The organism is Ruegeria sp. B10 (genome assembly GCF_056539825.1).
Window position 1 is genome coordinate 215,193 of record NZ_JBQFVP010000005.1, and the last position, 21,884, is coordinate 237,076.

Consider the following 21,884-nt stretch of genomic DNA (forward strand, 5'->3'; position numbering starts at 1 on the left):
TTCGTGCGTTTACCACCCTTTAACCAACCTTTGAGCAAGTTCACCTGGTAGGCGTCCAAAGCGGATACAGTGATGAAGAGCCAAATGCTTGAAAATCTCAAAAAGGTCTTAACCGGAGACAAGAAGAAGTTCGGAAAGTTGGTCAAATACGATGGGCAAGGCGGTTTTTCAGAAGATGCGTTGCAAGGTTTGAAGGACCTCGAAGCACGCACACCGCCGCCTGACGCGGCACTAGAACCGGCTTATGCGCCAGCCTATGTCAACCGCGACCGGCTATCGCCAAAAAATGCCGCTGGCGGCGGTTTGGTAAAGGGAGATGACGGAGCCAAGCGGCCCCATTATTGGGGGCACCGAGAGCGATTGAGAACTCGCTTTCTTAAGGGCGGCCACGAACCAATGCCTGAATACGAACTGCTGGAGCTACTACTGTTCAACGCGATTCAACGGATCGACGTAAAGCCACTCGCAAAGCGCCTCTTGGCTGAGTTCGGTGATTTGAACGGCGTCATTGCTGCGTCAAAGCATCGTGTTCTTCAGGTCGAAGGTGCAACCGATTGGGTCTACTACCATCTCCGCGTGGTCGAGGCGTTCGGGCACAGGATGGCTCAGGCCCAGGTTATGAAAAGGGACGTCGTGTCATCATGGGAAGCACTGGTCACTTACTGCCGCACTGCTATGGCGCATCGCGAAGTTGAGCAGTTCCGTGTCCTGTATCTGGATCGCAAGAACGTTCTCATTGCTGACGAAGAACAGTCAAGAGGTACTGTTGACCATGTACCGGTTTATCCGCGCGAGGTTGTCAAACGTGCTTTGGAACTCAACGCAAGTTCGCTCATTTTGGTCCACAACCACCCATCTGGCGACCCCACACCCAGCAAGTCGGATGTCACCATGACAGAACGCATTCAGGACGCTTGTGACACGATGGGCATTTTGATCCATGACCATGTCATCATTGGAAAAAAAGAAGAATACTCATTTCGGTCGAATGAATTGCTATAAGACGTGTAAGTCTTTAGGCATCTGGCGAACTGTGATGTTTGACAGAGAGTCCGATTGATGAAGTGCGTTCTTTCTCTTGCGCTGGTCTTAGTTTCCGCCGCCGCCCACGCGGGTTCCCTACACGTCCGTGACGCTGACACAATCGTTGTAGACGGCACCCCGGTTAGGTTTCAGGGCGTTGATGCCCCTGAGCTGGACACACTGGCCGGTCAAGACGGAAGGCGTTGGATGGTGAACTACCTTCGCGGGAAATCCATACGATGCGAGCTGACCGGCGAGAAGAACGGAGACCGCTATATCGGGACATGTTACGCCGATGGAGAAAACGTTAGCGCCGCTGTTATTGCTGCAGGACATGCGCTGGATTGTCGCCGGTACTCGGGGGGGCGATACAGGCACCTAGAGACGCCAGCAGCTAAATCAAGACTAAAGCGAGCTAGATATTGTAGGTGATGAACTGGAGCGAGTGTCGGCTTCGCGGACATGTACGACTTTGCTTTTAAGCGTCGTTACATGACCAATCAATGCTGCAATGCAGCCCACTGCGAGAATAGCGGCAGTAAATGTGTACCTCATTCTGCATCTCCCAAAGCCAGCAGAAGAAGACAGGCTAGAATAGGTGACCCCAAAAAACTGACAAAAACCCTAATCAGTTGTCTACGATTTCTCCGTGCCGCCATGCCTACGGGCAGCAGGATATACAGCCAGATCAAGAAAAAGAGCGCCAACGCTCCCGCGATTACTACAAATAGTTATTCCATCACCAGCCGCCCATGTACTTAATTTCGCCGGTTTCGAGGTTCATCGCATGAGTTGAGCCAACCCGCATATACATGTCGTTGGTATCAAGGTGCATGAACATATCTTCGCTGCCCGTACGCATATATGTCTGCCCATCAATGGGGTTCACCCAAACCGCTTGGGTATGAACTGGGGATGCTGCGCCGGAAGCCGTCGGAGCGGCCGCGGGCACAGGTGTATAGGTCGGAGAATGCTCTGTTTCATCGACGGCGCATGCCGTAACTGCCGTTAGTGCAAAGATTGCTATCGTTCGTTTCATGCATCTGGTCCGCATCGCTTTTAGAAACTCAACCCCAGGCAACAGCGGCTGGAGACGAACCGCATGCTTCTAGGCGGCCAGCCAAAGCGATTAGCTTCCCTTTTGTAGCGGCAATCTCTCCTTCAAGGTCGGCACCTGAAAGGCTTGAGACAGGTACGCCAATCAAGAAAACGCCTAACGCATCACCCGTTACGGCATTCTTTTGCGCCGCCACCAGTGTCGGAACTTTTGCCGACTCTTGTTTGTATAGACTTGCGGCGCGGGAACACGCTACATCGCCATAGGTATCACCCATTGAAACCGGCGCTATTGCCCCCGGTTGTTGCGCACAAGCGGATATGAACAGTGTTCCGCATGCGCTCAAAACTGGAATTGTCTTCTTGATCTTCATTGCTAAGTTCTCCTTTCCTTCAAGAGTTATCTAGGAAAGAAACCCAAAATTCGCATTCGAAATTCTGCCAAAAAAACCGCGAGTTAGCGGTTTTTTGGCATAACCTCAAAAAGACAAGAAGGTTTCGCGAGCCAATGACTTCCATCTATCGCTGTGAGATGTCGTTGATGGATTTTCTGTCAGGCGCGACCAAAAAATGTAAACTAAACCGCCGGTGATTTCGTAGCGTTTGTCGGATCGGTTGTGAATGGTCGGTTGGCGGGTGTGGCGGGGGGTACTGAGCTGTGCAAGATGGGTCATGCTGGACACCTGCGAGTCTTGAGCGACTAGGGCCAAGTTTTAGCGCGTTGCTCAGGACCAACGATCGCGCGCGCGCGCGCGCGCGCGCGCAGCGGCAGTATATCAAAGATTACATCAACTAGAAGGTTTAACGTTCGAATTTGCCTAGTGAGTAGCTAACCAGTGTAATTGGCTCCTTGTCTGAGGGTATCCGCAAGCTGCAAGACGCCCATCTAGGTCGAGAACAATGAATTGATTTTTACCAAGGTCATTTTGAGGCGTTACTGTAGAAATCAACACCCCGGTGCGGTGACGGCACCCCCTTGAACGGTTTCACACAATCCCCCCCGGCTTACGCTCTGCCCAGCCACCACAGCCGCAGCAACCGCAACGCTCAACGTGCAACGTCACGTGTCGAGACGTGCTGAGGGTGACCGAGGTGTGGGGTGGTCATGCTGGTGGGGTGGTGCGTAGCGTGCAGTGATCATACGTTCATCTATTGCGAAACATAGATACCGTTACGGACCGCACGACCCATGCCGCTACACTATGCCCGTCGCCCCTGCCGGTCATTGTACCGCTGCGTCTGCGTTGATCGTTGGTTGCTGGTGGGTTGCGTTCACGGTGCGCAGTGGTCCGTCATAGCCCGCCTATATGTGCCCCCATAATAGACCGATCATCTATGCTGTATTCATACTTTCGTTGGTTGCTGGGGCATGGGGCATTTAATTTCCGCCTAACCTCTACAGGCTGGGGCACAACTGTGGGGCACGACCTGTTTTTGACCCACCTTTATGCACAAAAATATAGGGTTAACTTATTGATACTACCGAATAGTACAAGTGGACGTCCGTTTAAGTAAGAAGTGGATGCCCCAAAAGTGAATTTTATATCATTGCACATATATGCGGGGTTTTCCAAAAACGTGCCCCACGTTTGTGCCCCACTTATTTTAGCGTGTATTTGATGGCGTCACGATACGTTCCACGCGCTTTGATGCGACCTTTGCGTACGTAACCGAGACCCGCTAACGCTGTCTTAATGCGGTTGCGTTGTGCCGTCGTGCGTTCCTTATCGGCAATACCCATCAGCGCGAAACACTCGGGCAAGCTGGTCTCAGGTCTGTTTGCGAGTAACGACGCCAACGTGTCCTGCCACGGATCGACCTGTACACGGTCCATCTGTATCTGCCGTGCAGATGTTTCCTCACCGGATGTCAGGTGCCACTGTTCACCGTTACCGTACGCGCGCACCGCCTCGGCCCATAACTGATCACGCACACCGCGCAGACCTTCGACATCAAACTTGCCGTCTGTCTGCACGATCCACATACGACGTTCACCAGCCGGGTCGCGCAGGTAGTCGTCGCGGTTGGTCGATCCGGCAAACACGTTCCGTCTTGGAACTATGATTTCCTCAACGCCGTAGGACGGGCGAAAGATGTCGACCGGGGTTGTCAGAAACGACCGCATGTTTTCCAACTCGCCACGATGGACCTGCGTCAGTTCCGCCATCTCTATGATCCAGCGACCCTGTAAGTAGGATTTGGCGTCTTTGTGATGGAAGTCCGGCAAAGAATCCCCGAACCAATCCCGGTTTGGACACAACGCCGCCAGAGCGCTGGATTTACCCACACCCTGCGGACCTTCAAAGATCAGGGCGTTATCAGCCTGACAGCCGGGTTCCAGCGCGCGGGCCACAGCAGCAATCAGCCATTTGCGGCCCACTGCGGCAAGGTAGTGCATATATGCCGGATCGCACGCCGTCGCATCGACACCGCAGTAAGTCCAGAGCCACGCACCGATCCGGGGCACACCGTCCCATTGCAGGCCGTTCAGGTAGGTTGCGAGCGGGTCAAAGGTGTTGCGGTCGGCTGCGTATTGAACGGCACGCAGCACATCGCCGTATCCGATCTTGTTGAACAGATGCGCCTGCATCCAAGCATGGACGCCGCGATAGTGGGCGTCTGCCACGAATTGACCGGCTGTCGCGTTGAGCCACGGCATGTCTCGCATAATGACGCGCTTGTTGTTGAACGTATCGAACGCAAAGACGCCGCGCCAAATGTCATTGTTGGTCAGGGTGGCCAGCACGTTCGCGTAGTTCGCAACCAGCTTGCCGTCGACCGAAGTGAATTGAAATTGCCCATCGCCGTGATGGGCCAACACGGGCTGACCGTCTGCTGGTAACACCTCACCCGTAACAGCCGCCCCCGGTACCGTACCGAGCGGGACGGGCACCTGTGGGGCAATCTCAGGCATCCCGGCCTGCATGGCCTGCTTGAGTACCATTCCCTGCTTAACGCGCAATTCCAGATCACCAGGTAGCACGCCGCCATTTGATTGACGCGCCCAATAGACCAGTTTGCCGAACCCGGAATACCCGTCCGCGTCGAAACCGTCCCATATCCGCTTGGTGTACGCCGGATCGTTCTTTGGTGCCTGCGCACTGAACCGCTCAAACATTTCCCAGCCGCCACCACCGCAGGAGTTCTTGATGGCGTATGCGATTCCGATCCAGTCGTCATATTCCAAGTCATCGTTCCTGATCAGATCGACCACAGGCCCGATCAGGCGCGGGTCGTGCGGCTCGCTACCCAGACCCGACAGGCCGTCATTGCTGGTGTTCACATTGGAAGCCCGACCTTTGGTCCAGCCGTGCCCCTCGGCAATCGTCATGAGTTCACTGACCAGATAGTCCATTTGGGCAGCCGTCGCCTGATGGATCAAATCGGCACGTAGAGGTCGGTTCCATTGGTATGTGGCACCCTTGGGGTGAATACCTGCTACAACGGCCTGAGAAGGTCGCCCCTTGGCTGTTACACCCATGATTTCAATACGCTGGGTCTCGCCATTACGTCGGATCGGGTACTGACGCCTGCGGATCGTTTCGCCGGGTGCGATCTGGAACAGGACCATGAATTTCGGCACTTGGCCCCACCGAACAAAGTATTCACCACCACCGAGTTCATGGATACGATTGAGCATGGCCTGTGCGGTATCTTGGTCGGTAAGGTCGACATCCAAGCCGGTCCACCGCCCCCCCATTTTTAAGCCTGTGTTCGCACCGAGTTCGTCTAACCGCGCGGCCTTTACACCGTTCATCTCATAGCTGGGCCACGATCCAAGCCCGTCCCAAGCACCTCCAAAGTAGTCGCCGGGGCATTTGCCTCGGGCATCCGGGTCGACCTTCGACGTCTCGTGCAGTGCGGCACCAGCCGGGATCACAGGGATGGTGTCTAAAAACCCCGCCTGTAACCACTGAATGTGCGTGCCCCCTATCTGGGGTACCAGAATACCTTGATCGCCAGTGTTAAAGGGTGTTACTTTTGTGCCATCCATTGCGTGGTCCTTTCATGGTCCATCGTTGCTTGGTCCCTGCTGTGAGAGGTCAGGGGGATATGTTAGCGGCCCGGTGCAGATCGCACCGGGTCACTTCATTTGAGGCACCCTGAGATGGCTTGTGGTGCCTCGGTATGCTGGATCGTTCGACCCGTGCGGGTCAACCCGCCCTATACAGTCGGGCGTTTTTCTCTTTCAGCAGATGATCGGCAAGCGCCTGTTCGGCGTGATGCAACGCCTTGCGACGGTCCATCACAGTCCGCGTCAGACGGTCAGTTTTAACGTCATATTTGCGCTGGTTCTGTATGCACGATGTGGTGCGGATCGGTGTGTGCTTCATGCCATCAACGTATCAAAACGTTTGATTCAACACTCATGACTTTCTGTGAAATTATATGAATTGTCATAGAGGTAACAAGGACTTAGCCACATGCTAGACATCGAACAACTCTACCGAGAAGAAATCCGCAAACACCTGCAAAGTGTCGATTGCAAATCCGTGTACACCGGTTCGATTCCGGTACTCGCCTCCACATCCCCTCCTCTAAATACCGGCTCCGGAAATCAGTTTTCACGAGGAACGGCCCTGAGGCACAACCTCGTACCCTGGTTCTTCCGGCTCATCGTCCTGCATTTCCGTAGGAAAACCCGGTGCGCGGATGTCCAAGCCGGTGGCTTCTTCAAGGCGTTTGATGATGTTTGGCGACAGCTCACGCTCGCCAAACCGGGCGATGCCGTCTTCAAAGATCTTGATCATCACTGGATTGATTTCCAGCGGAACACCGGCGCGGTCGGCGACATCCTGAAACAGGCCGATGTCCTTTTTCACCAAATCCATCGTAAACGAAATATCGCGCGAGCCGTTCAGGATCACCTGGCTTTCGGTTTCGTGCACGAACGAGGTTCCTGACGAAATCTTAATGGCCTCATAGGTGGTGTTCAAATCCATCCCGGCGGCCTTGGCGGTGACCAACGCTTCAGCACAGGTGATCAGGTTGGCCGTTGCCAGATAGTTGGTCAACACCTTCAGAACCGAGGCTGAGCCGAGCTCTCCGGTGTGCAGAACGCGCCGCCCCATGGTCGTCAGGAAGGGCAGAATGCGTTCGAAGGTGTCGCGATCGCAGCCTGCGAAGATAGAGATATTGCCCGTCGCTGCGCGGTGACAGCCACCCGAAACAGGGCAATCGACGGCGGCCCCTCCGCGCTCCAGAACCAATGCCCCCAACCGCTTGACCTCAGCCTCATCGGTGGTGGACATCTCCATCCAGATCTTACCGGGGCCAACCTCAGGCAGCATCTCTTGCATCACCGCGTCCGAGGCCGCAGGCGACGGTAGGCAGGTGATCACGGCATCGCAATCGCGCATCATCTGGGCCGGGTTTTCAGCCGCTTTGGCGCCTTGCGCGACAAAGGCCTCGACCAGATCGGAACTCAGGTCATGAACTGTCAGATCGATTCCATTGCGCAGCAATGACCCCGACAGCTTGCCACCCACATTCCCAAGCCCGATAAAACCTACTTTCATGGATTTCGCCTCCGTTTGCGATTTGAGGCCATGCGACCATGCATCAGCGCCATGTTCATGCCGCCTAGCGACGCTGGCAGGTCGCTTTTCAACGTGCCGCAGCGGTCTGGGCTGCATCGCGCTTGACAAGCTGCGGGTGCGTGCCGCATGAGCCTCGTGTTGGTGTCTGTGAGAACAGATGAAAAGGGAATGCGTCAACGGGTTTTCCGCCAAACGCAGCCGCCCCCGCGACCGTGACCGGAGAGGGTGCCCAAGCCACTGGCGCAAAGCCGGGAAGGCGGGACATCCGACAGAGGACGCCTCTGACATCCGCAAGCCGGGAGACCTGCCAGCGCCCGAAGATGAAACCGGACGGGGTGTTCCGGTGTCGGGTCAAGGGACCCGCATGAAACCCCGTCCCCCACGATGAGGATTTGGGGGGATGAGAGACATGACCGAGACCGCTCCGGTCGAATTGCTGGTTTGCACCACCTGTCGTCGCGGGCTGCCCGTTGAAGACGATGCGAAACGCCCCGGCACCCTGTTGCATAAGGCGCTTGAACAGGCGGACCTGCCGGAAGGGATTACCCTGAAAGCCGTGGAATGCTTGTCGAACTGCAACGAAGGCTGTTCCATCGTGCTGCGTGGCGGCCCGGATCGCTGGACCTTCGTTTATGAACATCTTAACGAAACAGACCATGTCGACGTGATCGTTGACGGCGCCACCAAGTACCTCGCGACCGAGGACGGCTTGGTCAAATGGCGCGAACGCCCCGAACATTTCCGCAAAAACTGCGCAGCCCGCATTCCACCGATTGGAGCCCTGAAATGAGCAACTTGGAAAAACTCCCCGTCACCGTGATCACTGGCTTCTTGGGCTCGGGCAAAACAACTCTCGTCAAGCACCTGATGCAGAACCCGCAGGGCAAGCGTCTGGCCGTTGTGGTCAACGAATTTGGAGATGTTGGCGTCGACGGCGATATTCTGAAATCCTGCGCCATCCCCGATTGCCCAGCGGAAAACATCATGGAACTGGCGAATGGCTGCATTTGCTGCACTGTGGCTGACGACTTCATCCCGACTATCGAAGCCCTGATGGCGCTGGAGCCGCGTCCCGATCATATACTGATCGAAACTTCCGGCCTCGCCCTGCCCAAGCCGCTGCTAAAAGCGTTCGACTGGCCCGATATCCGCTCAAAAATCACCGTCGATGGCGTAATCGCGTTGGCCGATGCTGAGGCCGTCGCGGCCGGTCGCTTTGCTCCGAATGTCGACGCCGTGGACGCTCAGCGCCTGGCTGATGACTCGATCGACCATGAAACGCCCTTGTCCGAGGTGTTTGAGGATCAGATTTCTTGCGCCGACATCATCCTGCTGACCAAGCCCGATCTGGCCGGTCCCGAAGGCGTGGCCAAAGCGAAAGAGATCATCGCCGCCGAGGCCCCTCGCCCGCTGCCCGTGGTTGAGGTTGCCGAAGGTGCTGTGGATGTCCGCGTCGTTCTGGGTCTTGAGGCTGCAGCCGAGGATGACATGGAGGCTCGTCCATCGCATCACGACGGTCACCACGATCACGAGCATGACGATTTCGAAAGTATCATCGTTGATCTGCCGGAACAGTCCGATCCTGCCGAACTGGTCGCCAAGATCGAACGTCTGGCGACTGAGCTGAACATCCTGCGCGTCAAAGGCTACGCCGCCGTTCAAGGCAAGCCTATGCGCCTGCTGGTTCAGGCCGTGGGTGCTCGTGTGCGTCACCAGTATGACCGTCCGTGGGAGCCCGGTGAAGACCGCCGCTCGCGTATGGTGGTGATCGCCGAACATGACGACATCAGAGAAGCAGAAATCCGCGATATCCTCGCTGGTGTCACCGAGGCCGCTGAGTAAGACCAATGCACGTCGTCTTCCGCGAAAGCCACGGGTTAGAAGAAACAGAAACCCCAACCGATCTGGGCCAGAGCCCGGCGGATTTGGTGGTGCTGTCCTTCTCGGACAGCGACCTTGGCGCTTTCGCGGCGGGCTGGCATCGCGGTGGCGGGCCGGATGGGCGTATGCCCACGATGCGGTTGGCGAACCTGACGGCGTTGAAGCACCCTTTGTCAGTCGACACCTATGTGGAACAGACGCTGGAGGGCGCCAAGGGCATTCTGATCCGTCTGATTGGCGGCGTGCCTTACTGGGCCTACGGGCTGCAGCAAGTTCTGTCACTTGCGCAGGCCAAGGGGATCGCGCTGGCCGTCCTGCCCGCCGACGGGCGTGAGGATACGCGGCTGGATGAATATTCCACCTTACCCGTCTCGACGCTGCGCCGTCTGGCCCATCTTTCAGACACCGGCGGTGAAGTCGCGGCACAGGCCGCCTTGGCGCAGATGGCGCTCGCGGCGGGGCTTTACGCTGGCCCGGTGATGGGGGCCAAGACCCTGCCCGAATCTGGCGCGTGGTGTCCTGATCGCGGCGTGATCCCGGTTGAGACGGCCTTTGCGGGCGACACAAAACGTATCGTCGTCACCTTCTATCGCGCCTACCTGACCTCGGCGGATACGGCCCCTGTTGCCGCCGTGATCCGCAGCTTGCGGGGTCGCGGGTTCGAGGCGGTGGGCCTATTCGCCCCCTCGCTCAAGGCTCCTGCTGCCGCTGAATGGTTGCGTGACAACATCGTCGCTCTGAAGCCTTCGGCGATCATCAACGCCACCTCCTTCTCGGGCAAAGGCTCGTCGGGTACATCCCCTTTGGACGCGGCGGGCGTGCCGGTATTTCAGATGGCCCTCGCCACGTCCCGCCGCAAGGCTTGGGCCGAGGCGGAACGAGGCCTCTCCCCCGCCGATCTCGCCATGCATGTGGTGCTGCCCGAAGTGGACGGGCGCATTTCGGCGGGCATCGCCTCGTTCAAGGAACCTGGCAAGCGCGATCCGCATCTGGAATATTCCCGCTTTGCCCACCGGGCTGAGCAAGAGCGGATCGAAGCGATTATCGACCGCGTCACCGGCTGGCTGACCCTGCATGACAAGCCCAAGGCGGATCAGGTGCCCGCGCTGGTGCTGTCGACCTATCCCGGCAAAGACTGGCAAATGGCGCATGCGGTGGGCCTCGACGCGCTGGCCTCGGCCGAGGCGATCCTGACCGATCTTCAGGCTGAGGGCTACAGCACCGCACCGGCTGAGCCGATTGCGGAAACCCTACTGGACGCGCGCATTTCATGGTCTCTGGAAGATTACCAGGCAGCCCTAGCTGACCTGCCCGAGCAACTGCGCGCCGATCTCCAAACCGTTTGGGGTACGCCCGAAGACGACCCGGTTTTTACTGAAGGCGCGTTCCACTTCACCGCCTTGCGTCGCGGCAACGCGCTGGTTGCACTACAACCCGAACGCGGCACGCCCGAGCTGCGCGATGACGACTACCACGACCTGTCTCGCACCCCTCGCCACAGCTATGTCGCCTTCTATCTGTGGCTCCGCAAGGGGCTGGGCGCAGATGCGCTGGTCCATATCGGCGCACATGGCACTCTGGAGTGGCTTCCGGGCAAGTCCGTAGCTCTGTCGGCGAATTGCTGGCCCGAGGCGCTGATCCGCGACCTGCCAGTGATCTACCCCTTCATCGTCAATGACCCAGGCGAGGCCGCGCAGGCCAAGCGTCGGATCGGGGCTGTCACGCTGGGCCATATCCCGCCCCCGATGAAGGAAAGCGGCACCCCGGATCGCATGGTGCGGCTGGAATCTCTACTCGATGAGTTCTCGAATGCCGACGGGCTGGATCCCAAACGCCGCGACCGCCTTCAGGAAGATATCCGCGACGAGGCACAGGCCATCGGGTTGGAAAGCGATCTGGGCCTCGATCAGGCCACCTGCACCGCCGAGGCGATCACCCGCATCGACCGCTTTGTCTGCGATATCAAAGAAAGCCAGTTTGGCGATGGGCTGCATATCTATGGCCGCGCGCCTGAGGTGTCAGGCACTTTCGACCCTGCGCCCTCGGCCCATGCAGAACGCAGCGCTCTGATCGACGCGCTGGCCGGGAAGCGGATCGAGGCCGGGCCGTCCGGGTCCCCCTATCGCGGACGCTCAGACGTTCTGCCGACCGGGCGTAACCTTTTCACTACCGACCCCCGCTCAGTGCCGACGCGGGCGGCTTACACCCAAGGCGTCAAACTGGCTGAGGAACTGGTCCGCCGTCACCTTCAGGAAGAAGGCGACTATCCCAAGGGGCTGATCGTCGATCTGTGGGGCTCGGCCACCATGCGAACGGCGGGCGAGGAATTCGCCATGGCGCTGCACCTTCTGGGCGTCAAACCGGTCTGGGATAAAGGCTCCGAGCGGGTCTCAGGGATCGAGGTGCTGCCGATCACTGACCTCAGCCGCCCGCGCTTGGACGTGACGCTGCGTGTGTCGGGCCTGTTTCGGGACGTCTTCCCAACCCTCTCGGCGCTTTACGGTCAGGCGATCCGCGCGTTGGCGGCGCGGGATGAGGCGACCGACTGGAACCCCTATGCCGGTCAGGCCCCGTCGGCCCGCGTCTTTGGTCCTGCTCCTGGCAGCTATGGCGTCAACATGACCCAACTGTCCGAGGTCTATACCGACGAGGCGCGCGCGCAGGCCGGTGAGGCATGGCTTGAGGCCAGCTCCTTCGCGCTGGAGGGCGAGAACATCGTTCAGGATGAGGCGGGCATTACCCAACGCGTGGCGCATGCCGACAGTTTTGTTCACCTGCAGGACCTGACCGAAACAGACTTGTTGCTAGCCAACGACTACGCCACGCATGAGGCCGGTTTTGCCGCCGCCAAGAAGGCCACGGGTGGCACCGCGCAGCTGTATCATCTGGACAACACCAACCCCGAGAACCCGCGCGCCCGCACCCTGCCGGAAGAGATCAGCCGCGTCGTCCACGCCCGCGCTGCCAATCCGGACTGGATCGCCGGGATGCAGCGGCACGGCTTCCGGGGCGCGGCCGAGATCGCGGCGACACTGGATCATATGGCCTCGTTTGCGCATCTTTCGGGTACTGTTGCGCCGCATCTGTTCGACCTCTACCACGATGCCACGCTGGGCGATGAAGATGTGGATGCCTTCCTGCTGCGAGCCAATCCGCAAGCCCATCAGGCCATGCAGGACCGGTTCCGCGCGCTGCTGGATGCCGGCTTGTGGAATACCCGGCGCAACTCGATCCGGGCGGATCTGGAGGGGTTGGGATGAGCGCCCCCGCCCCAAAACCAGTCGTCCAAGGTTGGTGCCCCGGCGCCCACCGACCGATGATGTCTGGGGATGGGCTGGTGGTGCGCGTGCGCCCTCGGCTGGCTCGGCTGACCGCGCCACAAGCGCTTGGCCTGTGTGAACTGGCCCAGCAATTCGGCAACGGCACAATCGACCTGACCAACCGTGCGAACCTGCAGTTGCGCGGCGTGCAGGAAGGGGAACACCAGGCTTTGCTGTCCGAATTGTCCGCGCTTGGGCTGCTGGACGCGGAGCCAGGTATCGAAGTTCGGCGCAACATTCTGGTCTCACCGCTTTACCAGCCGGGCGACCTGACCGCGCGGCTAGCGCAGGAATTGATCGACCGCCTGAGCGAGTTGCCTGCTCTACCGGCCAAATTCGGCTTTGCCATCGACACGGGACCGGAGCGCTTGCTGGCGGCGGACTCGGCCGATATACGGATGGAGCGCTCCGCTGATGACCTGATCCTGCGCGCAGATGGGGCTCAGACAGGACGTGTCGTCTCCGAAGCCGAGGCCATTGATCACCTGATTGCTCTGGCCACTTGGTTTGCCGAGGTCTTCACGCCAGACACCCGACGCATGGCGCGGGCCGTGGCGGCGTTTGGTCTACCTGCGGAATGGCAGGGGAGCGACCCCGGCCCCATCGGTTCATCTTTACAACCGGGCGCTTGCGATCTGGGCAGCCTCTATGGCGCGACCTTCGGTCAACTCCCTGCAAATGAACTGCACGTGCTGATCCGCGACAGTGGCGCCTCTGCCCTGCGTGTCACCCCCTGGCGCCTGATCCTGCTGGAAGGCGGGGCGGCGATACCCGCACCGGGTTTTGTCATGGACGGCACCGACCCGCTTATGACCACCGACGCCTGCCCCGGTGCTCCGTTATGCCCGCAGGCGCAAGCGGAAACCCGCGATATCGCGCGCGAATTGGCCCCGCTTGTACCCGGCACACTTCATGTTTCGGGGTGTTCCAAAGGGTGCGCCCGTATGGGCCCCGCGGATGTGACTTTAGTCGGCCAGAACGAACGATTTGATCTTGTCAAACAGGGCCGTGCGGGGGATGAGCCAATCCTGCGCGGGCTGGACCCCGAAACACTGATGACGATGGACTTCACCTGATGCCCTACACTTACGAAACCGACGGCGCGGCGATCTACAAGGAGAGCTTTGCAACCATCCGGTCCGAGGCCGATCTGGCCCGATTCGACGCCGATGAAGAGCAGGTCGCCGTTCGGATGATCCACGCGGCTGGCATGGTCGGGCTGGAAGAATTCGTCCATTTCTCACCCGGTTTTGTATCCTCCGCGCGTACCGCGCTGGAAAACGGCGCGCCAATTCTGTGTGACGCGCGCATGGTCAGCGAGGGCGTGACCCGATTCCGCCTGCCCGCCGAAAATGAGGTGATCTGCACGCTGCATGACGAGCGCGTGCGCCCTCTGGCTGAAGAGATGAGCAACACACGCTCTGCTGCGGCGCTAGAGTTGTGGCGCCCGCATCTTGAAGGCGCTGTGGTCGCTATCGGCAATGCGCCGACGGCTCTGTTTCACCTGCTGAACATGCTGGAAGACTCCGACTGCCCACGCCCCGCTGCAATCATCGGTTGCCCTGTGGGCTTTGTCGGCGCGGTCGAATCCAAGGACGCCCTGTGGGAGGCGCAACCGGTGCCGTCCTGCATCGTCAAAGGCCGTCTGGGCGGCAGCGCCATCACCGTCGCCGCCATCAACGCCATCGCGAGCCGCGCCGAATGAGCGCCGGCAAGATATATGGCGTTGGCCTCGGCCCCGGTGACCCCGACCTGATGAGCGTGCGGGCCGACCGCCTGCTGCGCAATGCCCGCCACGTGGCGTTTTTCCGAAAGCCGGGCCGCAGTGGTCAGGCCCGCCAGATCGTCAACGGTATGATCCCGGAAGGCGCGGTGGAGTTCCCGATGGAATACCCCGTCACAACCGAGATCCCTCTGAACGATCCGCGCTACAATGAGTTGTTGGCGGCGTTCTACGAGGACTGCGCGCAGCATCTGAAAACCCTTGCTGAGAAGGGCGAAGACGTCGTTGTTCTCTGCGAGGGCGACCCGTTTTTCTACGGCTCGTTCATGCATCTATATACCCGCTTGCGCGACATCGCCCCCGTCGAGGTCGTACCGGCCATTACCGGCATGTCCGGCGCTTGGACAGCAACCGGCGATCCGATCACATGGGGCGACGATATCCTGACTGTTCTGGCCGCCACCCTGCCCGAAGAGGTTCTGGCCGAGCGTATGGCGCAGACCGACGCACTGGTCGTGATGAAGATCGGGCGCAATATCGACAAGGTGAAGCGCGCGCTCAAGACCGCTGGGATGTATGACCGCGCGTGGATCGTGGAATACGCGCAAATGCCGAACCAACGCGTCTGCAAACTGTCCGAAAATTGCGACGGGATCACCCCCTATTTCTCGATCATCCTGGTACACGGTCAGGGACGACGGCCATGAGCGGCTGGGTCAAGATCACGGGCCTCGGGCCGGGCAATGAGGATTTGGTCACGCCCCAAGTCTCCGCTGCACTGGCCGAGGCGACCGATGTGGTCGGCTACATCCCCTACGTCGCGCGCGTGGCCGAACGCCCCGGCCTGACGCTGCACGCCAGTGACAACCGGGTTGAGATCGATCGCTCGCAACACGCGCTGCAGATGGCGGCCGAGGGGAAACGCGTGGTCGTCGTGTCCTCGGGTGATCCGGGTGTCTTTGCGATGGCCGCTGCGGTGTTCGAGGCGCTGGAGAACGGCCCGGAAGAATGGCGCAACATTCAGATTGACGTGCTGCCGGGTATCACTGCGATGCTGGCTGCGTCTGCCCGCGCCGGTGCACCGATGGGGCATGATTTCTGCGCCATTAACCTTAGTGACAACCTCAAGCCCTGGTCCCTGATCGAAAAGCGGTTGCGTCTGGCGGCGCAGGCGGATTTTTCAATGGCCTTTTACAATCCGCGCTCGAAATCGCGGCCGGAAGGCTTTGTAAAGACGCTGGAAATCCTGCGTGAGGAATGTGAGCCGGAACGCCTGATCCTGTTCGCGCGTGCAGTGTCGCGCGAGGACGAGGCGATCCGGATTTCCACTCTGGCCGAGGCCACTCCTGACATGGCAGATATGCAGACCGTGGTCATCGTCGGATCATCTCGCACCCGCGTGATTGAGCGCGACGGCGCGCCGATCGTCTACACCCCGAGGTTCACCCCGGAATGAGCCAGCCAGTCCAGAACCTGTGCAATCGTCGACAGCTCGGTCCGCTCCGGCAGGACCGGACGGTCGATCATCAGCACTGGCAGGCCCAGCGTGCGCGCCGCGTCCAGCTTGGCCCGCGCGCCGGTGCCGCCTGCGTTCTTGGACACAACCAACTGCGTGCCGTGACTTTGCATCAGCGCGCGGTCGTCAGCCTCGGCAAAAGGGCCGCGGGCGACAACCACGTCGGCATTCGGCAAGGGCAACTCATCGGGCGCATCGACCAGTCGCAGCAAATAGTGATGCTGGGGCTGGGCAGAGAACTCCTCAAGATGCACCCGACCAACTGCAAGGAACACGCGCTGCGCCTCGACGTTCAACGCATCAACTGCGGCGGGGATATCAGGAACGTGTCGCCAGTCATCGCCGGGCTGCGCGCGCCAAGCGGGTCGCGTCAGCGCGGCCAGTGGCGTTTGCGCCTCACGGCAGGCCTCAATCGCGTTTCGGCTCATTTGCGAGGCGAATGGATGAGTCGCGTCAATCACATGGCTGATCCCGTTGTCGCGGATATAAGCAACCAGACCCTGCACGCCGCCAAACCCGCCGACCCGAACCGGCAAGGGTTGCGGGCGCGGATTCTCGACTCGTCCCGCGTAGGAGTATATCGCCGCAAGCCCCTGTTCGGAAACGGCTTTGGCCAAAGCGTTCGCCTCGGTCGTGCCGCCCAGAATAAGCACATTGGGGATCAGGGGGTTGGTCATGTCTGATACTCCGTGGCTAACCGTTCTGGGCCTGGGTGAAGATGGGCTTGATGGCCTGTCGCCTGCAAACCGTCAAGTGCTGGATCGGGCCGAGGTCATCATGGGCCCGCCTCGGCACCTGTCACTGGTGCCCGAAACAGGGGCTGAGCGGATCGAATGGCCGGTGCCTTTCTCCGACGGGCTGCCTATCCTGACCGGGCTTCGGGGTCGTGCGACCGTGGTTCTCGCCTCGGGCGATCCGTTCTGGTTCGGCGCGGGTTCGGTGATTGCACGCAATTTCGAAGCCGCCGAGTGGACCTCCCGACCTGGCCAATCCACCTTTTCGCTGGCCGCCGCGCGTTTGGGGTGGCCGTTGGAGAGTACCCAGACCTTTGGCCTGCACGCCGCCCCTCTGACGCGTTTGCGACCCCACCTGTCTCCGGGGCTTCGCGCGATCATCCTGTTGCGCAATGGTGCGGCCGTTGCAGAGCTTGCGACCTATCTGACCGAGACCGAGTTCGCCGATACCCAGTTGCACGTGATGGAAGCCCTGGGAGGCCCGCGTGAACGCGCGCGCTCGGTCTCGTTGACCGAAGCGCTTCTGGGCACGTTCGATCACCCAGTTTGCGTCGGGCTAGAGGTTGCGGGCGAGGGGCGCGTTTTCCCTAAGGCCTCGGGAAAACCCGACGAGATTTTCGAGACCGACGGCCAGATTACCAAACGCCCCATCCGTGCGCTGACCCTGTCGGCGTTGGCCCCGCAACGCGGTGAGCATCTGTGGGATATCGGTGGTGGCACAGGCTCGATCAGCATTGAATGGCTGATGTGTGATCCGACCTTGACGGCCACAACCATCGAACCGCGTGCCGATCGTGCCGAACGCATTCGGCGCAATGCCGACGCTTTGGGGCAAGATCGGTTAAACGTCATTCATGGCACGGCGCCGGATGTGCTGCCGGGTCTGCCCCTGCCTGATGTTGTTTTCATCGGCGGTGGCCTCAGCGCCGACCTCCTGGCCTGGCTGCGCGATGCCCTTCGCACGGGCACCCGGTTGGTCGCCAATGCCGTCACGTTGGAGAGTGAAGCGCTGCTGGCCCGCTGGCACGAAGAATTGGGCGGAGACCTTTTGCGGATTGAACTCGCGCAATCGGCTCCACTCGGCCCCCGTCGTGGTTGGAAATCGGCCTATCCGGTCGTGCAGTGGAGTGTGACGCTATGATCGTCGCAGGCCTTGGTTTTTCATCGAGCGCAACAGTGGACAGCCTGCGCGCAGCCTTTAACGCTGTCGCCGCTGCGCATGAAGTTCAAGCTTTGGCAACCGTTGCCGGAAAAGAGGGTCATCTGGCACTTGCCAGTTTCGCAGAAGGCCTTGCCTTGCCCTTGCATTTCGTTGCCGCAGCCGATCTGGCCGGGCAGCGCACCCTGACATATTCGAACCGCAGCCGAGCCACCTATGGCACCGGCAGCGTGGCCGAAGCATCCGCATTGGCCGCCGCCGGGAATGGCGCGCGGCTTCTTTCACCCAGACATATCTCGGACGACCGGCTGGCGACATGCGCCATTGCCATCGGAGGACACTCATGACCGTTCATTTCATTGGCGCCGGACCGGGCGCCGCCGATCTGCTCACCCTGCGTGGGCGCGATATCATCGCCTCCTGCCCCGTTTGCCTTTATGCGGGATCTCTGGTGCCCGAAGAAATTCTGAGCCACTGTCCCGCAGGCGCGAAGATCATCAACACCGCGCCCATGGATCTGGATCAGATCATGGCCGAGATCGATGCGGCGCATAAGGCCGGCCAGGATGTAGCACGCCTGCATTCGGGCGATCTGTCGGTCTGGTCAGCGATGGGTGAACAAGTCCGCCGTCTGAAGAAGATGGGCATCCCCGTCAGCGTGACCCCGGGGGTGCCTTCATTCGCGGCGGCTGCGGCGTCTTTGGGCACAGAGTTGACCTTGCCTGGCCTGGCGCAATCGGTGGTCCTGACGCGGACCCCGGGCCGTGCGTCCTCGATGCCCGAAGGCGAAACGCTGGAAAACTTCGCACGCACCGGCGCGACACTGGCCATTCATTTGTCGATCGGCAATTTGGACAAAGTGATTGCCGATCTGAGCCCTGCCTATGGCGCTGACTGTCCCGTGGCGGTCGTCTACAGGGCCAGTTGGCCAGATGAGCGGATCATCCGTGCAACGTTGGCCACCCTCAAAGACGCGCTGGATGAGAGCATCTCGCGCACCGCGCTGATCATGGTCGGGCCTGCGCTGGCGGGTGAAGGGTTCGACGAGAGCTGCCTGTATTCAAAAGACTATGACCGCCGCTACCGCCCTCAGAGCGCGGACAGCCCGTGGTCGAGCTGGAGTCATGGTGATGACTAACCCTCCGGGCATTCTAATCTCCGCCCCCTCTTCGGGGACGGGCAAAACCACCGTGATGCTGGGCCTGTTGCGGGCGCTGGCCGAGGATGGCCTCACCGTGCAGCCGTTCAAGAGCGGCCCCGACTATATCGACCCGGCCTTCCACCGCGCAGCTGCGGGGCGTGCCTCGTTCAATCTGGACAGCTGGGCGATGGGCGACGGGCTGCTTGGGGCGATCTCGGATCAGGCCGAAGGGGCGGATATCGTCGTGGCCGAAGGCTCGATGGGCTTGTTTGACGGCGTCGCCAAACCCGGAGAGCTGGGGCATGGATCCAGCGCCGAGACAGCACAGCGGATGGGCTGGCCTGTTGTGCTGGTGTTGGACGTGGGCGGTCAGGCCCAATCAGCAGCGGCCACCGCGCTTGGGTTCAAAATGTACAAACCCGACCTGCCTTTTGCCGGAGTGATCCTGAACCGCTGCGCCAGCCCTCGGCATGAGCGGTTAACGCGGTTGGGTATGGAGCGTGCAGGCCTGCCGGTTCTGGGCGTATTGCCCCGTCGCGGAGACCTGACTCTGCCGGAACGCCATCTGGGGCTTATTCAAGCGGTTGAGCATCCCGATCTGGAAAGTGCCATTGCGGGTTATGCTGCGTTCCTGCGGGAGCATGTGGACCTTGAGGCAATCAAACTGGCGGCTTCCTCAGGCCCCAAAGGGCCATCGTCAGCCGCGCTGCCGCGGCCTCCGGCGCAACGAATCGCGCTGGCCCGGGATGCAGCGTTTTCGTTCACCTATCCGCATCTGTTGGAGGGATGGCGCGCGGCGGGGGCCGAGATCCAGCCGTTTTCGCCATTGGCCAATGAAGCCCCCGCAGATGATGCCGATCTGGTTTGGTTGCCGGGTGGGTATCCGGAGCTGCACGCAGGCACTCTGGCCGCGGCGGACACGTTCCTGACCGGTTTGCGGAAACACGCGGAAACCAAGCCGGTGCATGGGGAATGCGGTGGCTACATGGCCCTTGGTGAGGTTCTGATCGACAAAGAGGGCGTGCCGCACCAGATGGCTGGATTGCTGGGGCTGCAGACCTCGTACCAGAAGCGCAAGTTCAACTTGGGGTATCGCCGGGCTGAACTGCTGTCTCCGATGCCAGGGTTTGCGCAAGGCGCATCGCTGCGCGGGCATGAGTTCCACTATTCCTCGATCATCGAACAGCCTGATGCACCGCTGGCGCGCGTGTTCGATGCCGAAGGGGATGAAGGCCCGCAGACCGGATCGCGCCGTGGCAATGTCACCGGTACGTTCTTTCACCTCATCGCCGAGGCCTCGGCATGAGTGGGTTTGTGTCATTCATCGGGTCCGGTCCGGGAGACCCGGAATTGCTGACCCTGAAGGCCGTGGACCGGATGCAGAAGGCCGACGCCGTTCTGTTCGACGATCTGAGCAGCGGGCCCATTCTGAGCCACGCGCAACCGGATGCTGATCTTGTGGGCGTCGGCAAACGGGCCGGACGGCCCTCGCCCAAACAGGATCATGTCAGCCGCCTGCTCGTGGAATACGCGCAGACCGGACAGCGTGTCGTTCGGCTGAAATCGGGTGATGGTGGCATGTTTGGGCGGCTTGAGGAAGAGATCGTCGCCTTGCGCGAAGCCGGGATCGATTATGAGATCATTCCCGGCATCCCCTCAGCCATCGCTGCCGCTGCCGCTGCCGGTATTCCGTTGACCCGCAGGTTGACGGCCCGGCGAGTACAGTTTGTCACCGGCCACGATGTCAGCGGGCAGCTGCCCCCCGATCTGAATCTAGCCGCTTTGGCGGATGCTGCGGCGACCACCGTTGTGTTTATGGGCAAACGGACCTTTCCGCTGCTGGTCGAGGCGCTGCATGAAAACGGCCTGCCGCTGGACACGCCCGCACTGATGGCGGAATCCGTTTCCACACCGGATCAGAAGCTGCACTGCTCGACCATTGGCGCGCTGGCCGAAACGCTGAAATCCGAGATCGGAACGGCCCCTGCCCTGATCCTCTATGGTCCATTGGCGGAGTACGAGGATGTATGAACTGTCCCTGATCGGCATCGGCACCGGCAATCCCGATCACGTGACCCTGCAAGGCGCGCAGGCAGTCCGCGAGGCGGATCTGATCTTGATCCCGCGCAAGGGTGAGAACAAAGCCGATCTGGCCGGGCTGCGGGAGGAGATCATCGCCAAGGTCACTGAGACCCCTCCGCAGATCGCGTATTTCGATATCCCCAAGCGCCGCTCGGACAACGGGTATCTGCAAGGTGTGGATGAGTGGCACGATGCCATTGCACTGCGCTGGCAAGAAGCGATGGCGGCGCATCCTGAGGCCTCGAAGATCGCCCTGTTGATCTGGGGTGATCCTTCGCTTTACGACAGCTCCCTGCGGATTGCCTCTCGACTGGACCCACAACCGCGCAAACGGGTGATTCCTGGGATTACCGCGCTACAGGCACTGACGGCAGCCCATGCCATTCCCATCAACGATATCGGCGCGCCTTATGTTGTTACCACTGGTCGTCGTATTCGCGACGAAGGCTGGCCCTCGGACGCCACCAAGGTTGCCGTGATGCTGGACGGAGAGTGTTCGTTCCAGGCTCTGGACATGCAGGCGTTCGATATCTGGTGGGGCGCCTATGTCGGCATGAAGGAAGAGATCCTGATCCACGGCCCGCTGGATGAGGTAGCCGAGACCATTTTGACCACCCGTGCGCAGGCACGCGCCGATCATGGTTGGATCATGGATATCTACCTGCTGCAAAAGCGGTCACCCTGAAGACTCATACGAAAATGTGAATGC

At 60.2% G+C, this 21,884-nt stretch carries 22 protein-coding genes and 1 riboswitch; of the genes, 15 read left to right on the forward strand and 7 right to left on the reverse strand.

The annotated features are described in order from the left end of the window. The first annotated feature begins 84 nt into the window (after positions 1-84). Entirely contained in the window at positions 85-1,002 is a 918-nt protein-coding gene (gene radC / locus ACR0J4_RS09105) for a RadC family protein (RefSeq protein ID WP_480668401.1), read from the forward strand. Positions 1,003-1,059: 57 nt separating this feature from the next. Beyond that, positions 1,060-1,455, forward strand: a complete 396-nt coding sequence (locus ACR0J4_RS09110; protein WP_170640968.1) for a thermonuclease family protein — start codon at positions 1,060-1,062, stop codon at positions 1,453-1,455. Positions 1,456-1,762: 307 nt separating this feature from the next. On the opposite strand, the gene ACR0J4_RS09115 is transcribed toward ACR0J4_RS09110, so the two are convergent. The 6 genes from ACR0J4_RS09115 to ACR0J4_RS09140 form a co-directional block, all read right to left on the reverse strand. Beyond that, positions 1,763-2,062, reverse strand: coding sequence for a hypothetical protein (locus tag ACR0J4_RS09115; protein ID WP_170640970.1), 300 nt, complete (start codon positions 2,060-2,062; stop codon positions 1,763-1,765). A 28-nt stretch (positions 2,063-2,090) separates the two neighbouring features. Further along, positions 2,091-2,453: a hypothetical protein gene (locus ACR0J4_RS09120; protein ID WP_170640972.1), complete on the reverse strand. Its 363-nt coding sequence runs from the start codon at positions 2,451-2,453 to the stop codon at positions 2,091-2,093. Between the two features lie 105 nt (positions 2,454-2,558). Beyond that, on the reverse strand, positions 2,559-2,753 hold the full coding sequence (locus tag ACR0J4_RS09125; RefSeq protein WP_170640974.1) for a hypothetical protein: 195 nt from the start codon (positions 2,751-2,753) through the stop codon (positions 2,559-2,561). 926 nt (positions 2,754-3,679) lie between these two features. Then, positions 3,680-6,073: a VapE domain-containing protein gene (locus ACR0J4_RS09130; RefSeq protein WP_170747377.1), complete on the reverse strand. Its 2,394-nt coding sequence runs from the start codon at positions 6,071-6,073 to the stop codon at positions 3,680-3,682. A 160-nt stretch (positions 6,074-6,233) separates the two neighbouring features. Then, on the reverse strand, positions 6,234-6,413 hold the full coding sequence (locus ACR0J4_RS09135) for a hypothetical protein (protein ID WP_170640978.1): 180 nt from the start codon (positions 6,411-6,413) through the stop codon (positions 6,234-6,236). Between the two features lie 231 nt (positions 6,414-6,644). Beyond that, the gene (locus tag ACR0J4_RS09140; protein WP_480668405.1) at positions 6,645-7,715 is read right to left on the reverse strand and encodes an NAD(P)-dependent oxidoreductase; all 1,071 of its coding nucleotides are present in this window, start codon (positions 7,713-7,715) and stop codon (positions 6,645-6,647) included. Between the two features lie 26 nt (positions 7,716-7,741). Beyond that, positions 7,742-7,945: riboswitch (cobalamin riboswitch) on the forward strand. A gap of 83 nt (positions 7,946-8,028) precedes the next feature. Between ACR0J4_RS09140 and ACR0J4_RS09145 the strand changes: the two genes are divergently transcribed. Genes ACR0J4_RS09145 through cobJ form a run of 7 tightly spaced genes read left to right on the forward strand, consistent with a single transcriptional unit; the run spans position 8,029 to position 15,999 of the window. Further along, positions 8,029-8,409: a DUF1636 domain-containing protein gene (locus tag ACR0J4_RS09145; RefSeq protein WP_170552796.1), complete on the forward strand. Its 381-nt coding sequence runs from the start codon at positions 8,029-8,031 to the stop codon at positions 8,407-8,409. Next, a complete protein-coding gene (cobW, locus tag ACR0J4_RS09150; RefSeq protein WP_170640980.1) occupies positions 8,406-9,461 on the forward strand; it encodes a cobalamin biosynthesis protein CobW in 1,056 nt (351 codons plus the stop codon). Before ACR0J4_RS09145 ends, cobW begins: the two co-directional genes overlap by 4 nt. A 5-nt stretch (positions 9,462-9,466) precedes the next feature. After that, the gene (gene cobN, locus ACR0J4_RS09155; protein ID WP_170640982.1) at positions 9,467-12,760 is read left to right on the forward strand and encodes a cobaltochelatase subunit CobN; all 3,294 of its coding nucleotides are present in this window, start codon (positions 9,467-9,469) and stop codon (positions 12,758-12,760) included. Continuing rightward, positions 12,757-13,896: a precorrin-3B synthase gene (cobG, locus tag ACR0J4_RS09160; protein ID WP_170640984.1), complete on the forward strand. Its 1,140-nt coding sequence runs from the start codon at positions 12,757-12,759 to the stop codon at positions 13,894-13,896. Before cobN ends, cobG begins: the two co-directional genes overlap by 4 nt. Continuing rightward, positions 13,896-14,525: a precorrin-8X methylmutase gene (locus ACR0J4_RS09165; protein ID WP_170640986.1), complete on the forward strand. Its 630-nt coding sequence runs from the start codon at positions 13,896-13,898 to the stop codon at positions 14,523-14,525. Before cobG ends, ACR0J4_RS09165 begins: the two co-directional genes overlap by 1 nt. Further along, complete coding sequence (locus ACR0J4_RS09170) at positions 14,522-15,250, forward strand: precorrin-2 C(20)-methyltransferase (RefSeq protein ID WP_170640988.1); 729 nt, start codon at positions 14,522-14,524, stop codon at positions 15,248-15,250. The genes ACR0J4_RS09165 and ACR0J4_RS09170 overlap by 4 nt, the downstream gene beginning before the upstream one ends. Beyond that, positions 15,247-15,999, forward strand: a complete 753-nt coding sequence (gene cobJ, locus ACR0J4_RS09175) for a precorrin-3B C(17)-methyltransferase (protein ID WP_170747378.1) — start codon at positions 15,247-15,249, stop codon at positions 15,997-15,999. The genes ACR0J4_RS09170 and cobJ overlap by 4 nt, the downstream gene beginning before the upstream one ends. Here the strand turns inward: cobJ and ACR0J4_RS09180 are convergent. After that, positions 15,972-16,736, reverse strand: coding sequence for a cobalt-precorrin-6A reductase (locus ACR0J4_RS09180; protein ID WP_170640992.1), 765 nt, complete (start codon positions 16,734-16,736; stop codon positions 15,972-15,974). The two genes, cobJ and ACR0J4_RS09180, sit on opposite strands and share 28 nt — an antisense overlap. Between ACR0J4_RS09180 and cbiE the strand changes: the two genes are divergently transcribed. Genes cbiE through cobF form a run of 6 tightly spaced genes read left to right on the forward strand, consistent with a single transcriptional unit; the run spans position 16,735 to position 21,860 of the window. Further along, positions 16,735-17,934 carry a precorrin-6y C5,15-methyltransferase (decarboxylating) subunit CbiE gene (gene cbiE / locus ACR0J4_RS09185; protein ID WP_170640994.1) on the forward strand — a complete coding sequence of 400 codons (1,200 nt, stop codon included), beginning with the start codon at positions 16,735-16,737 and terminating at the stop codon, positions 17,932-17,934. The genes ACR0J4_RS09180 and cbiE overlap by 2 nt on opposite strands. After that, positions 17,931-18,299: a cobalamin biosynthesis protein gene (locus ACR0J4_RS09190; RefSeq protein WP_170640996.1), complete on the forward strand. Its 369-nt coding sequence runs from the start codon at positions 17,931-17,933 to the stop codon at positions 18,297-18,299. Before cbiE ends, ACR0J4_RS09190 begins: the two co-directional genes overlap by 4 nt. Then, positions 18,296-19,090, forward strand: coding sequence for a precorrin-4 C(11)-methyltransferase (cobM, locus tag ACR0J4_RS09195; protein WP_170640998.1), 795 nt, complete (start codon positions 18,296-18,298; stop codon positions 19,088-19,090). The genes ACR0J4_RS09190 and cobM overlap by 4 nt, the downstream gene beginning before the upstream one ends. Further along, entirely contained in the window at positions 19,077-20,399 is a 1,323-nt protein-coding gene (locus ACR0J4_RS09200; protein ID WP_170641385.1) for a cobyrinic acid a,c-diamide synthase CobB, read from the forward strand. The genes cobM and ACR0J4_RS09200 overlap by 14 nt, the downstream gene beginning before the upstream one ends. Next, positions 20,396-21,124 (forward strand): uroporphyrinogen-III C-methyltransferase, encoded by a 729-nt coding sequence (gene cobA / locus ACR0J4_RS09205; protein WP_170641000.1) that lies wholly within the window; start codon positions 20,396-20,398, stop codon positions 21,122-21,124. Before ACR0J4_RS09200 ends, cobA begins: the two co-directional genes overlap by 4 nt. After that, on the forward strand, positions 21,117-21,860 hold the full coding sequence (gene cobF / locus ACR0J4_RS09210; RefSeq protein ID WP_170641002.1) for a precorrin-6A synthase (deacetylating): 744 nt from the start codon (positions 21,117-21,119) through the stop codon (positions 21,858-21,860). Before cobA ends, cobF begins: the two co-directional genes overlap by 8 nt. The last annotated feature ends 24 nt before the right edge of the window (positions 21,861-21,884 follow it).

Bases quoted from the DNA above. Each gene is read 5' to 3' on its own strand.
- radC (WP_480668401.1), top strand. From the start codon at position 85: ATGCTTGAAAATCTCAAAAAGGTCTTAACCGGAGACAAGAAGAAGTTC.
- ACR0J4_RS09165 (WP_170640986.1), top strand. From the start codon at position 13,896: ATGCCCTACACTTACGAAACCGACGGCGCGGCGATCTACAAGGAGAGC.
- cobN (WP_170640982.1), top strand. From the start codon at position 9,467: ATGCACGTCGTCTTCCGCGAAAGCCACGGGTTAGAAGAAACAGAAACC.
- ACR0J4_RS09145 (WP_170552796.1), top strand. From the start codon at position 8,029: ATGACCGAGACCGCTCCGGTCGAATTGCTGGTTTGCACCACCTGTCGT.
- cobA (WP_170641000.1), top strand. From the start codon at position 20,396: ATGAGTGGGTTTGTGTCATTCATCGGGTCCGGTCCGGGAGACCCGGAA.
- ACR0J4_RS09170 (WP_170640988.1), top strand. From the start codon at position 14,522: ATGAGCGCCGGCAAGATATATGGCGTTGGCCTCGGCCCCGGTGACCCC.
- ACR0J4_RS09120 (WP_170640972.1), bottom strand. From the start codon at position 2,453: ATGAAGATCAAGAAGACAATTCCAGTTTTGAGCGCATGCGGAACACTG.
- cobM (WP_170640998.1), top strand. From the start codon at position 18,296: ATGACCGTTCATTTCATTGGCGCCGGACCGGGCGCCGCCGATCTGCTC.
- ACR0J4_RS09135 (WP_170640978.1), bottom strand. From the start codon at position 6,413: ATGAAGCACACACCGATCCGCACCACATCGTGCATACAGAACCAGCGC.
- ACR0J4_RS09180 (WP_170640992.1), bottom strand. From the start codon at position 16,736: ATGACCAACCCCCTGATCCCCAATGTGCTTATTCTGGGCGGCACGACC.
- ACR0J4_RS09125 (WP_170640974.1), bottom strand. From the start codon at position 2,753: ATGACCCATCTTGCACAGCTCAGTACCCCCCGCCACACCCGCCAACCG.
- ACR0J4_RS09115 (WP_170640970.1), bottom strand. From the start codon at position 2,062: ATGAAACGAACGATAGCAATCTTTGCACTAACGGCAGTTACGGCATGC.
- ACR0J4_RS09140 (WP_480668405.1), bottom strand. From the start codon at position 7,715: ATGCAGCCCAGACCGCTGCGGCACGTTGAAAAGCGACCTGCCAGCGTC.
- cobF (WP_170641002.1), top strand. From the start codon at position 21,117: ATGTATGAACTGTCCCTGATCGGCATCGGCACCGGCAATCCCGATCAC.
- ACR0J4_RS09190 (WP_170640996.1), top strand. From the start codon at position 17,931: ATGATCGTCGCAGGCCTTGGTTTTTCATCGAGCGCAACAGTGGACAGC.
- ACR0J4_RS09200 (WP_170641385.1), top strand. From the start codon at position 19,077: ATGGTGATGACTAACCCTCCGGGCATTCTAATCTCCGCCCCCTCTTCG.
- ACR0J4_RS09110 (WP_170640968.1), top strand. From the start codon at position 1,060: ATGAAGTGCGTTCTTTCTCTTGCGCTGGTCTTAGTTTCCGCCGCCGCC.
- cobJ (WP_170747378.1), top strand. From the start codon at position 15,247: ATGAGCGGCTGGGTCAAGATCACGGGCCTCGGGCCGGGCAATGAGGAT.
- cobW (WP_170640980.1), top strand. From the start codon at position 8,406: ATGAGCAACTTGGAAAAACTCCCCGTCACCGTGATCACTGGCTTCTTG.
- cobG (WP_170640984.1), top strand. From the start codon at position 12,757: ATGAGCGCCCCCGCCCCAAAACCAGTCGTCCAAGGTTGGTGCCCCGGC.
- ACR0J4_RS09130 (WP_170747377.1), bottom strand. From the start codon at position 6,073: ATGGATGGCACAAAAGTAACACCCTTTAACACTGGCGATCAAGGTATT.
- cbiE (WP_170640994.1), top strand. From the start codon at position 16,735: ATGTCTGATACTCCGTGGCTAACCGTTCTGGGCCTGGGTGAAGATGGG.